The organism is Hymenobacter gummosus, from assembly GCF_003970915.1.
Taxonomy (GTDB): domain Bacteria; phylum Bacteroidota; class Bacteroidia; order Cytophagales; family Hymenobacteraceae; genus Solirubrum; species Solirubrum gummosum.
Genome location: NZ_RXOF01000016.1, coordinates 91012 through 105223, shown reverse-complemented (window position 1 = coordinate 105223; position 14212 = coordinate 91012). Strand labels below are relative to the sequence as shown.

Below are 14212 nucleotides of genomic sequence, written 5' to 3'. Positions count from 1 at the left end.
TTTCGGATTTCACGGATTTTGTGGACGATTACCTCCCGTCTGCAGCCGGATTCTTTCAGATTCATCTGCTCCTTGTCTGTACTTCACGGCTATCATATCCGATTCACGCGCTACCGGAATGCGTCCTTCCTTGTCCCGTCTGCCGCTGTGGGCGCGCGTGCTATTAACCTACCTGCTGCTGTTTCTGCTGGCGCTGGCGGCCGTTGCGCTGCTGTTTTCCCTGGGGCCCGATATCGACACCCAAGCTGATGTTGACCGGAATGCCTGACGCGGCGCCCGGTTATGGCTGCTGGCCGGGGGCTAAAGTATTCTGGCCGCTGGTTCGTCTGCAACTGTAGCCGCGTGCTTGCACGTAGTTCAGCGGCTTCTCTGCAACTTCACGCCCGCAGCCGTCCTCTTTTCGTCTCAACGTCCTTTCCCCCACCTCCGGCGCGGAATCAATCGTCTACGAAATCCGTGAAATCCGAAAAATCCGTCTAAATCCGTGATGCAGTTTCTCAAATACGTCCTGGCTACCATCGTGGGGCTGGTGCTGTTTTCCTTCGTTGGCTTCCTGCTGTTTGTGGGCGTGGTGGCCGCCCTTGGCTCCTCCTCCGACGAGGTGACGGTGGCCAGCAACTCGGTGCTGGAGCTCAAGCTCGACCGGCCCCTGACCGAGCGCAAGCAGGAAGCCGAGCTGACGCCCTTCGGCGTGGGCAATTCCTCCATCGGGCTGAACTCGCTGAAAGAGTCCATCCGCCGGGCCAAAACCGACGACGACATCAAGGGCATCCTGCTGAACCTGGACGTGGTATCGGGCGGGCTGGCTTCGCTGGAAGAAGTGCGCGACGCGCTGCTGGACTTCAAAAAGTCGGGCAAGTTCATCGTGGCCTACCACGAAACGGGCTCCGAAAAGGGCTACTACCTCTCCTCCGTGGCCGATGAGGTGTACCTGCACCCGCAGGGTTTGCTGGAGTTCAACGGGCTCAGCTCGGAGGTGTTCTTCTACAAGCGCCTGTTCGACAAGCTCGGCGTGGAGCCGTTTATCTTCCGCGTGGGCTCGTTCAAAAGCGCCGTGGAGCCCTACTTCCGCGAGAATTTCTCCGACTCGGCCCGCTACCAGACGGTGTCGTTTCTGAACTCCATCAACGACCACTCGGTAGCCCAGATTGCCGCCGCCCGCAAGATTGCGCCGGCCCGCCTCAAGACCGTGCAGGACTCCATGCTGGTGCACAACGCCCAAGATGCCAAGCGCTACGGCCTCGTCACCAAGCTTGGTTACTACGACGAGGTGCTGGACTACCTGCGCACCCAGCTGCAGCTAGGCAAGGACAAGAAGCCCAGCATCGTGAGCCTGAGCACCTACGAGAAGGCCGATAAGGACGACAAAGAGGTATCGGGCAACAAGATTGCCGTGATTTACGCCGAGGGCGACATCGTGGGCGGCAAGGGCGGCGAGGAAAACATCGGCGGCACCAAGTTCGCCGAGGCCATCCGCAAGGCCCGTATGGACGACAAAGTGAAGGCCATCGTGCTGCGCATCAACTCGCCCGGCGGCTCGGCCCTGGCGTCCGACGTGATGTACCGCGAGGTGATGCTGGCCAAGAAAGTGAAGCCCGTTATTGCCTCGATGTCCGACGTGGCGGCTTCCGGCGGCTACTACATTGCCATGGGCTGCGACACCATCGTGGCCCACCCGAACACGATTACCGGCTCCATCGGCGTGTTCGGGGTGCTGCCCAACCTCGGCCCGCTGCTCTCCGACAAGCTCGGCATCACCGTGGACCGCGTCACCACGGGCAAGTTCTCCGACATTCCGACGGTGACGCGCCGGCTCACGCCCTTCGAGCAGCAGAGCCTGCAGCGCGAAGTGGAGCGCACCTACGCTGACTTCACCGCCAAGGCCGCTGCCGGCCGTCGCATGCCGGTGGAGCGCCTGCGCCGCCTGGCCTCGGGCCGGGTGTGGTCGGGCACCGAAGCCAAGCAGCGCGGCCTGGTGGACGTGCTCGGCGACTTCGACGACGCGCTGGCCATTGCCGCCCGCCGCGCCGGGCTGGAGGACGGCGACTACCGCATTCAGGCCCTGCCCCGCCGCAAATCGGCCATCGAGAGCTTCCTGAGCATGATTGGCGGCGGCTCGGAAGAAGCCGAAGCCAAGGCCATGAAAAGCAAGCTGGGCCCGCTCTACCCCATGTACGAGCAGTACCGCGTCGTCACGCAGATGCAGGGCGTGCAGGCCCGCCTGCCCTACGAGCTGACCATTCAGTAACGCGAAGTCGTACTTCGCGGGTCGTTGAACGACAATCGTTGCAGCGTTAGCCGTCCCGGCGTCAGCAATGATGCGCGCAGTACAACTTCGCGCTACGGCTCCTACTTTTACCGCGCCGCCGACACCTAAAGTCGGCGGCGCTTTTTTATGCTCCTCTCCGCCGCCCAACAGATGGCCCAGCTCCGCGAAGCCGCCAGCCACATCCAAACCCACGCCGCCGGCTTCCAGCCCGAGTTCGGCATCATCCTCGGCACCGGCCTCGGGGCGCTGGCCAAGGAAGTGCAGGTCGAGCACACGCTGAGCTACGCCGACCTGCCGCACTTCCCCGTCTCGACGGTGGAAAGCCACGCCGGACGCCTGCTGCTGGGCACGCTGGGCGGGCGCCGGGTGGCGGTGCTGCAGGGCCGCTTCCACTACTACGAGGGCTACTCCATGCCCGAAGTGGTGTTTCCGGTGCGGGTGCTCAAGCTGCTGGGCATTCAGAAGCTCTTCGTCAGCAACGCCGCCGGCGGCCTGCACCCCGATTTCGGCATCAGCGACCTGATGCTCATCGAGGACCACATCAACCTGCAGCCGACCAACCCGCTGGTGGGCCCGAACCTGGACGAGTTGGGCCCGCGCTTCCCCGATATGTTCGCGCCCTACGACCACCAGCTGCTGGCCCAGGCCGAATCGGCCGCCCGGGAGCTGGGCTTCGGCCCGCGCGTGCGGCGCGGGGTGTACGCCTCGCTGCCCGGCCCCATGCTCGAAACGCCGGCCGAGTACCGCTACCTGCGCACCATCGGGGCCGATGCCGTGGGCATGAGCACGGTGCCCGAGGTTATTGCCGCCCGCCACATGGAACTGCCGGTGCTGGCCATATCGGTCATCACCGACCTGGCCTCGCCCCAGCACCTGAAGCCGGTGAACATCCAGCACATCCTGGCCGCCGCCGCTGACGCCGAGCCCCGCCTGACGGCCTTGCTCAAGCGCGTGGTGGAGCAGCAGGCGTAGGTTCCGGGCTTACTTAGTGGCCACAAACAGCAGGTCCAGGCAGCCCGTGGGGTCGTCGGTGGCGGCGAAGTCCGTGTGGTCGATGCAGCGCCACTCGGGCTGCTGCTGGGCGGGGCTGGCCTGGTAAAGCAGCCGGTACGGGGTGCGCAGGGCCCGGCGCAGCAGCCAGTGCCGCAGCTGCAGCAGGTCCCAGCGCGCCAGGCGGCGCGTCTGCTCGGCCTGCAGCTGCTGATAGGCCAGCATGCGGCCGCGGGCGTGAATGCCACCCGGGCGCACCTGGCCGAAGTGCCGCCGCAGCAGCCAGGCCAGCTCCGCCGCGCCGTACTCGCGCCGGCGCCAGGGGTTGCGCAGGCCGCACAGGGCCGGGTTGGGCGTGGTCACGAACAGGTGGCCGCCGGGCCGCAGCACCCGCCAGGCTTCGCCGATGAGGGTTTCGTCGCCGGCCAGCCGCCCCAGCAGGTGAAAAGCCACTACGTTGTCGACGGAGCCGGAGGCAAGGCCCTCCAGCCGGGGCAGGGGCGCCGCCCGGAACTCGACGCGGTAGTGAGCGGCCCGCAGCCGGTCCAGCTGCCCGGGGTCGGTATCGACGCCGATGTAGCGGTGGGCGTTGAGGTGGAGCAGCTCCACCCCCAGCCCGGCGCCGCAGCCCAGCTCCAGCACGCTGCCACAGAGGCCATACGCTACCTCCCGGTAGGCGTAGCGCAGGCGTTGGTACAGGGGGTTGGCGGGCCGCAGCCCTTGGGCACCCAGGATAAGCGAATCGTACATAACAAGCAGGATGAAAGAATTGTATTCATCCCGCTTGACCAGTCGAAGCGCCGAATGGTTGCGCTGGGCTTTTCCCGCTTCGGCAGGCTAACTCAGCCGGCGCTGGTCGTCTTCGCCCTGGCTGCGCATCAGTTCTTGAAGCCAGGGAGCATTCCGCAAGTGCGGGCCGCCCTACCCAACGGCCTTGCTCAGGCGCGTGGTGGAGCAGCAATAAGCAACTAACCAAGCCCTGTAAAGCCCGCGGGGCCGGCAGCACGATGCGGCTGCCGGCCCCGCGGGTTGTGTTTGCCGGGAGGCTAGTAGTAGCCCAGCCGGCTGATTCGGTGGTCGAAGCGGCCCTCGGTGACCTGCACCGAATCGGTACGGTAGTAGGCCGTGAAGCGGTAGGTGCCCGACAGGATGTACTCGGTATACGGCTGCCCGCCCACAGTCACGTTGGGCGACACCAGCTTCTGCACCCGCCGCACGTACAGCTCACCCCGCCCGGCGCCGTGGTCGTGGTGGTTGCCCAGCCAGTTCATGCGGGCGAAGTGCCGCCGGCCGTCGAGCACGAAGCGGCGGTTGTTCAGGTTCAGCAGTGAATCCAGCTTAAACGGATTGCTGCCGTCGCGGCGCAGGGCAAAGACAAAGCCTTCCCGTGGGTCGGCCGCGCCGTTACCCTGCATGTCCCCGTCGAATTCCAGAAACAGCGTATCGGCCTGCCCTTCCACCACCAGGGCCTTCCGGCGGCTAAGCAGGCCGGGGTTCATGTAGGCCCGCCACACCTGCCCGTTGATGAGGGCGCCGCCCGCGTTATTCCCTTTTTCGGTGTAGGCGGGCAGGAGCTTGTTGGCCGGGTCGGGCTCGAACTTGTCCTTGCGGCAGGCCGCCAGCGCCGACAAGGCCAGCAAACCAAGGAGGGAGTAGCGTAGCATCATAGGAAACAGGGCAATAAGCGTGGCTAGTGAGGTAGAGCCGGTGGGCGCGGGCCGGGTTGTCAGGTCCGCGCTTTTTCGTTAGCGCACGATAATCAGCCGGCGCTGGTAGTTCAGGATGGCAAACACCCCGATGCCGCCCTGCACCGTACTCTGCACCGCCGCGGGCTGGCCGAAGGGGTTGCCGTTGGCCGACTGCGCGTCGTTGATGGAGCGCAGGAAGTTGTAGTAGGGCTGGTCGAGGTGAAACAGGGACACGATGAGCGTGTCGTTCTGGGCGAATTCGTAGCTGGTGCCCAGCGTGACGAGCTGCCCGTCGAGTAGGCGGTCTTCGGGGAAGTACTCCACGTCGGGGTCGTCCGAAATGCTGTCGTTGTGCACCTGGAAGCGGTAAAAGTCGCCTACGCCGGGCGGGTCCTGAAACTTCACCGTCACCATGGCCCGGGGCTCGGGCCGGTTGTTGAACATCCACTCGATGGTGTCGATGGGCACGGTGGCGGGCATGGTGGCCGTGCCCATCACGCGGCGGCCCTTGGTGTCCGTCACGGTCAGCTGCCAAGTGTCGCCGGGCTGAATGGAGAGGCGGCGCGTCCCGCGGTGGGTGAAGAACTTGCGGGTGTCGGGGTTCTGGCCCGGCTGAAAGCGCAGCGTCTCGGTGACGCCCCGGGGGCTGGTCAGGGTCACCGTCACGTCGGTGAGGATGGTGGGCGTGGGCGTGCTCAGGTACGGCACCGTTTCGGTCACCGTCATTTCCGGAATCTTTCCGGCTTCGAGGTAGCACTCCACCACCAGCTGCGCCGGCAGCACCGGCAAATCCACGTCGGCGTTCTGCTCCAGGTTGCAGCCCGTCAGCAGGCCGGTCAGCGCCAGCATCCATGCCATCAGCCGCCGCTGGGCCGCACGGGCGCCGGGCCGGCCATCGGGGTTGTTCAAAATCCGTTTCATCCGTTCAAGCATCCGTAAAAATCCGCGGTCCGTTTTCATCCGTTCAGGCATCCGTTAAATCCGCGGTCAGAATTTGAAGTTGTACGTGAGCGAGGGAATGACCGGGAACAGGGACACCTGCCGGGCGCGGTAGCTTTCGGGCAGGTTGGTTTCCTCGTTGCGCACCTCGTCGATGTAGATGAAGTAGGGGTTGCGGCGGTTGTAGGCGTTGTAGATGCTCAAGGTCAGGTCCGACTCGCCGCCAATCTTGCGCCAGGGCTTGAGCTTGTACACCACGCCCAGGTCGAGGCGGTGGTAGCTGGGCAGGCGGTAGGAGTTGCGGTCGGGGTAGATGGGCACGGCCTGCAGCTCGCCGCCGTACACGTCCTGCACCCCGATGCGGCCGGTGGGCAGCGTGGTGGGGTTGCCGGAGGTGTACACGAAGGAGCTGGTCAGGTTCACGCGCTTGTTGAGCTTGTGCAGCAGCACCAGGGTGAGGTTGTGGCGCCGGTCGTAGGTCGGGAAGAAGGCCCGGCCCTGGTTGATGCCGGTGGTGCCGCGCTGGGGCTCAAACTCGCGCTTGGTCCAGGCCAGGGTGTAGCCCAGCCAGCCGGTGGTCTTGCCCTCCTTCTTTTCCAGGTAGATTTCGTTGCCGTAGGCCCAGCCCTTGCCAAAGAGAAACTCCGCGTCCAGCTCCGGATTCACGAACAGCTGGGCCCCGTCGCGGAAGTCAATCTGCCGCTGGGCCCACTTATAGTACACCTCGTCGGTGAGCAGAAACTTGCCCGAGCCAATCAGCCAGCTAAAGCCCGTAGACACCTGCTGGGAGCGTTGCGGCTTCACCGACAGGCGCGAGGGGTACCAGATGTCGGTGGGCAGGGAGGCGCCGGAATTGGTGACCAGGTGCACGTACTGGTACATCAGGGCGTAGCTGCCCTTGAGCGAGAAGCGGGGCGTGAGGCTGTAGCGGGCCGCCGCGCGCGGCTCCACGCCGCCGTACTCGTTCGTGCCCGACTGAAAGCCCGTCAGGCGCAGGCCGTAATCCAGGGCCAGCTTGTCCGTCACGGTGAAGTTGTCGGCCGCGTACAGGCCGCCTTCCAGCCCGTCGTACTCCACGTTCTGGCCGATGCTGAACGAGCCGCCCTGGGCCTGCAATCGGCCCACCCCAAAGTGGTGCAGGGTACCCGAGCCGCCGAAGCGAATGACGTGCTTGTCGTTGGGGCGCCACTCCCAGTCGGAGCGCAGGTTCCAGTCGCGGATGTTGCTGCCCAGGCCGAAGCTGAACTGATCCAGCTTGTTTTCGATGCTGTAGGTGTAGTACGACCAGGTGGCGGTGGTATTGGTAAACAGCCGCGGGTTGAACACGTGGCTCCAGCGGGCCGTGGCCGAGCGGTTGCCCCAGTGAAAGTCGAAGTTGAAGCCCCGGGTGGAGTTGAAGCCGAACACGTCGTTGCCGAAGTAGCCGCTCAGAAACACCTGGTCCTTGTCGGTGAGCTGGTAGTTGGCCTTCAGGTTCAGGTCGTAGAAGTAGTAGTCCGGGATGGGGTTGTAGTCCGGGTCGTCGTCGTTGAGGCGGTTGATCTGGCGCGTAAACACGTCGAAGTAAGTGCGCCGCCCGGCCACGATAAAGGAGCCCTTGCCCTTGTTGATGGGCGCTTCCACGGCCAAGCGCGAGGAAATCAGCCCCAGCCCGCCCGCAATGCCGAAGGAGTCCCGGCTGCCCTCGCGCAGCTTCACGTCGACCACCGACGAGAGGCGCCCGCCGTACTGGGCCGGAAAGCCCGATTTGTAGAGGTCCACCGACTGCACCACGTCGGAGTTGAAGGTGCTGAACAGGCCGAACAGGTGGTTGGGGTTGTACACCACCGCGTCGTCGACCAGGAACAGATTCTGGTCGGAGGAGCCGCCGCGCACGAACAGGCCGCTGGTACCCTCCCCGCCGTTCTGCACGCCGGGCTTGAGCTGCAGGGTTTTCAGAATATCCACCTCCCCGAACAAAGCCGGCAGCAGCTTGGCTTCCCGCACCGACAGCCGCTCCACGCCCATCTGCGTCGTCTGCAGCTTCTGCTCCAGGGTGCCGCGGCCTTCGATGACCACTTCCTGCAGCTCGGTGCCCACGCTGAGCGTGAAGTCGAGGCGCTGGTTGGCGCGCAGGTTCACGTCCTCGTTGACGGGCTTGTAGCCGATAAACGAAGCCACGACGCGGTGGCGGCCGGCGGGCAGGCTCAGCTCGTAGCGGCCGTCGGCGTCGGTGGCGGCGCCCAGGCCCAGGGCGGGCACGGCCACGTTGGCGCCGGGCAGGGCCGAGCCGTCGGAGCCGCGCACGGCGCCGCGCAGCAGAAAGTTTTGGGCCAGCAGCGTCAGCGGCGTGAGCAGCAGGAGCAGCGCCAGCGCGGCCCGGGAAGAGTAAAAACGCATCATCAACGGTGGACGGAACTCCGCAAAGGTCGGCAGCAAGTCCGAGGCTAACGCCGGGACGGGCCGTTTAGTTTGAGGCGGTCCGGGACGAAAAGGTTGTATTAATCAGGCTTTAATCACCGCAAACGTTGCCGGCACTTCACTCTGCCGTCATTGCGAGCGAAGCGCGGCAACCGTAGGAAGGCGTAGCCGGAGGCCCAAGGCTGTTTCTCTCCTGCTCACTCGGCTTCGCCGGGCTGCGGCCGGTGGTAGGGCAGCGGCTTGCCAAACTGAGCTTCGGCCTGCGCCGCCGCGGCTTGCAGGCGGGCGGCCCACTGCTCCCGCCGCCGCTGCCGCAGCGGGTCGGCTATGTAGGTAACTTGATCCTTCGTTTCGAAATAGCGCAACTGGCTGCCGGCGCTGAAAATGACGACTTCCCGCTGCCGTGGGGCAATACCCGGCTCCGTTACCGGAGGAATAAACTTGGGCTGCTCCCGCTCCCGCCGGGTTACGCCTGTGGTGGCGTAATCTGGGAAGCCAAACACCTTGCTTGGCAGCACAACCGGCTCATACGTGGTCGAATCGGTGTACTTCCGGGCGTATTCCTGGGCGCCGGCTTTCCAGACGCAGTAAGTAACCTCCCGCCCGAAGGTCAGGCTGTTATCGGCCGGACTCCCCGGCCCGACGGTTGGCACGCTCAGCTGGTACACCGCAAACTGCGTCACGCCCTGGCGGCGCAGCTGCTGCCAGTGCTGCTTTACCGCCCGTTCATCGGTGAAATGCGGCGCATTGGCAAACTGGGCGCCGCCCTGCCACCCAATACCCAGGCCCGCGGCCAGCAATACAAACGGGGTAGTTTTCATAACCTGAGTTTCCTGAAGCCAATCAAGAGCGACGTTACCAGCAGCCCTGAGCGCCGGGCAAGGACAACGAGCCGGAAAAGTAGAAACCGGCAGTAGACGGGCAGCTAACGGGCCCGTAAGTCGTTTACAATCGCAGATCAGCGAAGCTAAAATCCCTGACGGCCGAAAAATCCGCAGAAATCCGTGATTTTTGCCCTCATGACCAAACTGCTCGACGGAAAAGTGGCGCTGATTACCGGCGCTTCCAAAGGAATTGGCCGGGCCATTGCCCAGCATTTTGCCCAGCAGGGCGCCCAGGTGGCCTTCACCTACCTCTCCAGCGTGGAGAAAGGCCAGCAGCTCGAACAGGAGCTGGCCCAGCACGGCACCAAGGTAAAGGGCTACCGCTCCGACGCCTCCGACTACGCCCAGGCCGAAAAGCTGGTAGACGAAGTCGTGGCCGAGTTCGGCAAGCTGGATATCCTGGTAAACAACGCCGGCATCACCAAGGACGGTCTGCTGATGCGCATGAGCGAAGAGCAGTGGGACCAGGTGCTGACGGTGAACCTCAAGTCGGTGTTCAACCTCACCAAGGCCGCCACCAAGCCCATGATGCGCGCCAAACAGGGCTCCATCATCAACATGACCTCGGTGGTGGGCATCAAGGGCAACGCCGGGCAGGCCAACTACGCCGCCTCCAAGTCGGGCATCATCGGCTTCACCAAGTCGGTGGCCCTGGAGCTGGGCTCGCGCAACATCCGCTGCAACGCCATTGCCCCGGGCTTCATCGAGACGGAAATGACCGGGGAGCTGGACCAGAAAGTGGTGGACGAATGGCGCAAGGCCATTCCGCTCAAGCGCGGCGGCCAGCCCGAGGACATTGCCAAAGCCACCGCCTTCCTCGCCTCCGACAACTCGAGCTACATCACCGGCCAAGTGCTGCAGGTCGACGGCGGCATGCTGACGTAGTAGCAGTTTAGCCGCTTCTGCACGACACCTAATGGCACGTCATGCTGAGCCCCGCGAAGCATCTCTACCGAACGATTTCGTGCGAACGAAGCGGTAGAGATGCTTCGCGGGGCTCAGCATGACGTTCTTATTTTCCCCGATTCTGCCCATGCGCCGCCTGGTTTCCATCGTCCTTGCCGTCCTGCTGCTGGTGCTGGCCGTGTGGGCCTGTCCGCGCCGAAAAAAGCGCCCGGGCTACCATGAGCGGGAGCGGCGCGCGGAGCTGCCAACCCTGCTCGTCTCGCTGAAGCTGCGCGAAGGAGACTTGATTTTCCACACTTCGCAGTCGGCGCAGAGCCGGGCCATTCAGCTGGCCACGCACTCCCCGTACAGCCACTGCGGGATGCTGTTTCGGCAGGGCGGCGAGTGGCAGGTGCTGGAAGCCGTGCAGCCAGTGGGCATCACGCCGCTGGAAGTGTGGATTGCGCGCGGCCAAGGCAAGCACTTTGTGGTAAAGCGCCTCAAGGAGGCGGAGCAGGTGCTTACGCCCGCCGTGCGGCGGCGCCTGGTACGCGCCGGGCATAAGTACCGCGGCCGGCCTTACGACCAGTTTTTCGGCTGGAGCGACGAGCGGATTTACTGCTCCGAGCTGCTCTGGAAGCTCTATTTCGAAGTCACCGGCCGCCGCATCGGGCAGCTGCAGAAGCTGCGCGACTTCGACCTCTCCCACCCTGCCGTGCAGGCCAAGCTGCGCGAGCGGTACGGCGAGAAGCTGCCGCTCGACGAGCCGGTTATTTCGCCCGCCCGCCTGTTCAGCAGCCCGGAGCTGGTGACGGTGGTGGAGAAGTAGAGGCCCGGCGCGAACAGACAGCCACTGAGAAGCGGATTTCACTCGTTCGGGGTGAAAACGGTAGAGCGAAACGAAGATAAACCGTCCCGCTCCTACTGCCCGCTGGCCGCGTCCATCTTGTTGAGGGCGTCGACCAGCCGCTCGGCCTGCTGCTGATACACCCGCACCGAATCGGAGTAGGCGGAGGAGTTTTCGGCCAGGGCGCGGTGCAGCAGGCGGAAGCGGCGCACCTGGTAGCGGCTGTACTGCCGCAGCAGCAGCAGGCGCTGGTGCTCGGCGGTGGGCAGCTCCAATGAATCGAGGCGCTGCACCAGCTGCAGGTTCTGGCGCCAGCCGTCCAGGCCCTCGGTTTGCAGCCGGCGCAGGGCTTCCTCGCGGGAAATGGTGGTCGACTGCCGCAGCGTGGCCAGCAGCTGCTCGGCCCGCTGTTCGCGCCGCTGAAACTCGGTCAGCCCCGCCTCATAGGCCGTGGCGGCCCGGTCGGCAGCGCGCGGCAGCAGGCGCAGCGCCCCGGCAATGGCCCCGGCCATGCCCAGCCCCAGCAGCCCCAGCACCAGCGGCAGCATCCACTTCGGCGCCCCGCGGCGCAGGGTCAGAAACAAGGCGTAGCCCACTACCATACCGGTCAGCAGCCCCCCGATGTGGGCCGCGTTGTCGATGCCCGGCACCAGGCCGAAGAGCAGGTTGTAGCCGATAAAGGAGCCCAGACTGGCCAGCAGGGGCTTGCGCACCTTGGCGTCCACCAGCGTGGTGGTAATGAGGGCCAGCAGCAGCCCGAACAGCCCGAAAATGGCCCCCGAGGCGCCGGCGCTGACCACCGGCTGCTCGTGCCACCACAGGCTGACGAGGCTGGCGCCCAGGCCGGCCAGCAGGTAGCCCGCCAGCAGCCGCACCGAGCCGATGCCCTGCTCCAGCTCCTCGCCGATGTTGCGCAGGGCAAACATGTTCAGCAGCAGGTGCAGCGCGCCGAAGTGCAGAAAGCAGGCCGTCAGCAGCCGCCACCACTCCCCGCCCAGCGTCAGGGGCCGGACGTTGGCGCCCCAGCGCACCATGATGTCGGGGTCGGGCAGCAGGGGGCCGGCCCCGTTGGCCACCATCAGCAAGTATATCAGCACGTTCAGGCTGATGAGCACGGGCGTCACCACGTAGCCCCGGCGGGGCCGAAAGGCGTCGAGCACGCTCTGGGCGGCGGTGGGACGGGGCACCAGCACGTCCTTGTCGGGGGGCGGAAAGTCGGCCCGGGCCTGCTCGTAGCGCCGCTGCAGCTCGGCCGCATCGGCTACGGCGGCCAAGCCCTGGTAGGCCCGGGCAAACTCCCCGGCGTAGGCCTGCTGCTGGGCTCGGGTGCCGGCCAGTTCCTTGGGCACGGCGCTACTATTAACCAGCAGCTCGTCGGCGGCGAGGCGCACCGTGACCAGGGCGGGCGGCTCGGTGGCGCTGGCGGGGTTGCGCTGCACGACGAGGCCGGCGGCGCTCAGGTGGCGCAGCGGCCAGCGCAGCCCCTGGGCTACATCTAGGGCCAGCATCAGCGCCTGCTCGGGCGTGAGCGGGCCCAGCGGCACGGGCAGGGTATAAGAGGGCAAAGCGGGGGAACGGGCCATAAGCAAACGGCGCGGGTGCGCCTGGCTTAGCTACGGCCGGCGGGGCCGCTGGTTCGGCGCCGGGCCACCGGAGCGGCCCCGCCGGCGCCGCGGTCAGTCCGGCGTCTTGGCGGCGGGCAGGAGCTTGAAGCCGCCCGCCCCGACGGCGTAGGTCTGCCGGCTCAGCAGGCTGTCTTTGGCCCCGGGCGCCGGCCGGTGGCGCTGCTTCGCCCACGGATTCTCGATGGATTTGCGGGTAACGGTGAGGCGGTCGGCGCGCAGCTCGGCGCTGGTGTAGATGAAGGGCGCGTCGGGCATGTCCACCACCAGGTTCTCGTACACGGTGCGGTACGCGGCTTTGCCCGGCGGCCGCCGCGGCACCACCAGCCAGTAGGTGGGGCCGGATCCGTAGGTGGGCACGTTCTGGTGGAAGCCCCAGAGCACCGCCAGCAGCCCGCCCTGCAGCTTCACCTTGCCGATGACGAACAGGTGCCCGTTGAAGATGGGCGAGTAGTAGGGCATGCGGCGCAGCGGCTGGTCAAGCTTCCGGCCTTTCCACTGCTGGTAGTCGCCAATGCTGGTCGCACCGACGGGGAAGTCAAACGTATCGGCGCTGTCTTCCTTAACGTCGTTCAGCGGCAGCAGCAGCTCCCGCCAGGCTTCGCGCCGCGTGAAGGGCACCGGGCTGACGCGCAGGGTGGAATCGAGGCGCAGCGGCAGGGGCAGCAGCGGCAGCCGCTCGAGCAGGGTGGGCGGCGCGGGGGCGGGGCCGGCCGTGGGCAGGCTCAGCAGCGCGGCGGCGCCCATTATCAGCCCGTAACGCATAAGGAGCAGGGGCATAATGAAGCAGTTACTTAACCGGGGCTGGCTGTTGCGCGTCGATGAGGCGCAGAAACTGGTGCATGGCGGGCTCCAGGCTGCTGAAATGGTCGCCCGGCGTGGGCACCACGGTCAGTTTCGTGCCTTCGGCCAGCCGCTGCAGCTCCGGTATTTCGGGCCCGAAGCCTTCGTCGGCGGTGCCCAGGTAGGCGTAGTGCGGGTGTTGCAACAGCGGCAGCTGGTCGCGCAGCACCCGCAGCCGGCCTTCGCCGGGCTTGTTCGGGTCGAAGGGCAGCATCTCCTCCCAGCCGGCAAAACTGGCTTCGTACATGCCGCCGCTGCCCCCGCTGAAGCGCATAGGCACGCCCGATTCCAGCGCCAGCAGCCCCGCCACGCCCCCACCGATGCTGTGGCCGAAGGCGTAGACGCGGGTGCTGTCGACGTAGGGCTGACGGGCCAGCCAGCGCACGGCGGCCTTGGCGTCGTCGACTTCGCCCCAAAACAGCTCAAAGTGGCCCGGGTTGCCGTTTTCGCCCCGGTACGCCGGCGCAAACACCACGTAGCCCGCGTCCAGAAACGGCTGGCAGGCGGCCACATCCCCGGCGCCCAGCGCGAAGCCGCCGTGCAGGTACACCAGCGCCGGACGGCGCTGGCTGCTGTCCACGTTCGGGCGGGCCAGCAGACCTTTCAGCTGCCACGAACCTGCGGGGTACTTCACCAGCCACACGTCGGCGTCGCTGCGCAGCTCTTCGTAGTCCTGGGGCGCCGGGCCGGTCTTGGTCAGCCGGGTATGAAACGCGGCCTTCTGCTGGTGGTACGATGTCTGGGTATCGGGGGAAGCCGGCTGGCAGCCCCCCAGCAGCGCCAAGGCGGTGCTAATGGTCAGAAGGGTATTTCGCACGCGCAGCACCGGGATAGGGCTTTTAAAG

General features: G+C 65.8%; 13 protein-coding genes. 5 read left to right on the top strand and 8 right to left on the bottom strand.

What is annotated here, in order from left to right; genetic code table 11:
• Positions 1 to 118: 118 nt before the first annotated feature.
• From EJV47_RS28205 to EJV47_RS22450, 3 genes are all read left to right on the top strand, one after another.
• Positions 119 to 268: a hypothetical protein gene (locus tag EJV47_RS28205; protein ID WP_165903888.1), complete on the top strand. Its 150-nt coding sequence runs from the start codon at positions 119 to 121 to the stop codon at positions 266 to 268.
• A 219-nt stretch (positions 269 to 487) separates the two neighbouring features.
• Positions 488 to 2248, top strand: a complete 1761-nt coding sequence (gene sppA / locus EJV47_RS22455) for a signal peptide peptidase SppA (RefSeq protein ID WP_341539275.1) — start codon at positions 488 to 490, stop codon at positions 2246 to 2248.
• A gap of 147 nt (positions 2249 to 2395) precedes the next feature.
• Complete coding sequence (locus EJV47_RS22450) at positions 2396 to 3241, top strand: purine-nucleoside phosphorylase (protein ID WP_243651276.1); 846 nt, start codon at positions 2396 to 2398, stop codon at positions 3239 to 3241.
• Between the two features lie 9 nt (positions 3242 to 3250).
• Here the strand turns inward: EJV47_RS22450 and EJV47_RS22445 are convergent, their stop codons facing one another.
• From EJV47_RS22445 to EJV47_RS22425, 5 genes are all read right to left on the bottom strand, one after another.
• Positions 3251 to 4009 (bottom strand): class I SAM-dependent methyltransferase, encoded by a 759-nt coding sequence (locus EJV47_RS22445; protein WP_126695451.1) that lies wholly within the window; start codon positions 4007 to 4009, stop codon positions 3251 to 3253.
• A gap of 296 nt (positions 4010 to 4305) precedes the next feature.
• The gene (locus EJV47_RS22440; RefSeq protein WP_126695450.1) at positions 4306 to 4926 is read right to left on the bottom strand and encodes a Riean_0653 family protein; all 621 of its coding nucleotides are present in this window, start codon (positions 4924 to 4926) and stop codon (positions 4306 to 4308) included.
• Positions 4927 to 5004: 78 nt separating this feature from the next.
• Positions 5005 to 5868: a DUF4249 domain-containing protein gene (locus EJV47_RS22435; RefSeq protein WP_165903887.1), complete on the bottom strand. Its 864-nt coding sequence runs from the start codon at positions 5866 to 5868 to the stop codon at positions 5005 to 5007.
• 66 nt (positions 5869 to 5934) lie between these two features.
• Positions 5935 to 8265: a TonB-dependent receptor gene (locus EJV47_RS22430; RefSeq protein WP_126695448.1), complete on the bottom strand. Its 2331-nt coding sequence runs from the start codon at positions 8263 to 8265 to the stop codon at positions 5935 to 5937.
• Between the two features lie 218 nt (positions 8266 to 8483).
• Positions 8484 to 9107 carry a hypothetical protein gene (locus EJV47_RS22425; protein ID WP_126695447.1) on the bottom strand — a complete coding sequence of 208 codons (624 nt, stop codon included), beginning with the start codon at positions 9105 to 9107 and terminating at the stop codon, positions 8484 to 8486.
• A gap of 198 nt (positions 9108 to 9305) precedes the next feature.
• Here EJV47_RS22425 and fabG point away from each other — a divergent pair, with 198 nt between their 5' ends.
• Both fabG and EJV47_RS22415 read left to right on the top strand, forming a co-directional pair.
• Positions 9306 to 10055: a 3-oxoacyl-[acyl-carrier-protein] reductase gene (fabG, locus tag EJV47_RS22420; protein WP_126695446.1), complete on the top strand. Its 750-nt coding sequence runs from the start codon at positions 9306 to 9308 to the stop codon at positions 10053 to 10055.
• A 148-nt stretch (positions 10056 to 10203) separates the two neighbouring features.
• Positions 10204 to 10884 carry a YiiX family permuted papain-like enzyme gene (locus EJV47_RS22415; RefSeq protein ID WP_126695445.1) on the top strand — a complete coding sequence of 227 codons (681 nt, stop codon included), beginning with the start codon at positions 10204 to 10206 and terminating at the stop codon, positions 10882 to 10884.
• Between the two features lie 92 nt (positions 10885 to 10976).
• Here EJV47_RS22415 and EJV47_RS22410 read toward each other — a convergent pair whose 3' ends face one another.
• The 3 genes from EJV47_RS22410 to EJV47_RS28200 all read right to left on the bottom strand — a co-directional run bounded on the left by EJV47_RS22410 (position 10977) and on the right by EJV47_RS28200 (position 14184).
• Positions 10977 to 12485, bottom strand: a complete 1509-nt coding sequence (locus tag EJV47_RS22410; RefSeq protein WP_126695444.1) for a rhomboid family intramembrane serine protease — start codon at positions 12483 to 12485, stop codon at positions 10977 to 10979.
• 93 nt (positions 12486 to 12578) lie between these two features.
• Entirely contained in the window at positions 12579 to 13304 is a 726-nt protein-coding gene (locus tag EJV47_RS22405; RefSeq protein ID WP_126695443.1) for a hypothetical protein, read from the bottom strand.
• Positions 13305 to 13314: 10 nt separating this feature from the next.
• Positions 13315 to 14184, bottom strand: a complete 870-nt coding sequence (locus EJV47_RS28200; protein ID WP_165903886.1) for an alpha/beta hydrolase family protein — start codon at positions 14182 to 14184, stop codon at positions 13315 to 13317.
• Positions 14185 to 14212: the final 28 nt, after the last annotated feature.

What these genes read in the sequence shown, in the direction of transcription:
- EJV47_RS28205 (WP_165903888.1), top strand. Translation starts at nt 119, where the DNA reads ATGCGTCCTTCCTTGTCCCGTCTGCCGCTGTGGGCGCGCGTGCTATTA.
- sppA (WP_341539275.1), top strand. Translation starts at nt 488, where the DNA reads ATGCAGTTTCTCAAATACGTCCTGGCTACCATCGTGGGGCTGGTGCTG.
- EJV47_RS22450 (WP_243651276.1), top strand. Translation starts at nt 2,396, where the DNA reads ATGCTCCTCTCCGCCGCCCAACAGATGGCCCAGCTCCGCGAAGCCGCC.
- EJV47_RS22445 (WP_126695451.1), bottom strand. Translation starts at nt 4,009, where the DNA reads ATGTACGATTCGCTTATCCTGGGTGCCCAAGGGCTGCGGCCCGCCAAC.
- EJV47_RS22440 (WP_126695450.1), bottom strand. Translation starts at nt 4,926, where the DNA reads ATGATGCTACGCTACTCCCTCCTTGGTTTGCTGGCCTTGTCGGCGCTG.
- EJV47_RS22435 (WP_165903887.1), bottom strand. Translation starts at nt 5,868, where the DNA reads ATGAAACGGATTTTGAACAACCCCGATGGCCGGCCCGGCGCCCGTGCG.
- EJV47_RS22430 (WP_126695448.1), bottom strand. Translation starts at nt 8,265, where the DNA reads ATGCGTTTTTACTCTTCCCGGGCCGCGCTGGCGCTGCTCCTGCTGCTC.
- EJV47_RS22425 (WP_126695447.1), bottom strand. Translation starts at nt 9,107, where the DNA reads ATGAAAACTACCCCGTTTGTATTGCTGGCCGCGGGCCTGGGTATTGGG.
- fabG (WP_126695446.1), top strand. Translation starts at nt 9,306, where the DNA reads ATGACCAAACTGCTCGACGGAAAAGTGGCGCTGATTACCGGCGCTTCC.
- EJV47_RS22415 (WP_126695445.1), top strand. Translation starts at nt 10,204, where the DNA reads ATGCGCCGCCTGGTTTCCATCGTCCTTGCCGTCCTGCTGCTGGTGCTG.
- EJV47_RS22410 (WP_126695444.1), bottom strand. Translation starts at nt 12,485, where the DNA reads ATGGCCCGTTCCCCCGCTTTGCCCTCTTATACCCTGCCCGTGCCGCTG.
- EJV47_RS22405 (WP_126695443.1), bottom strand. Translation starts at nt 13,304, where the DNA reads ATGCCCCTGCTCCTTATGCGTTACGGGCTGATAATGGGCGCCGCCGCG.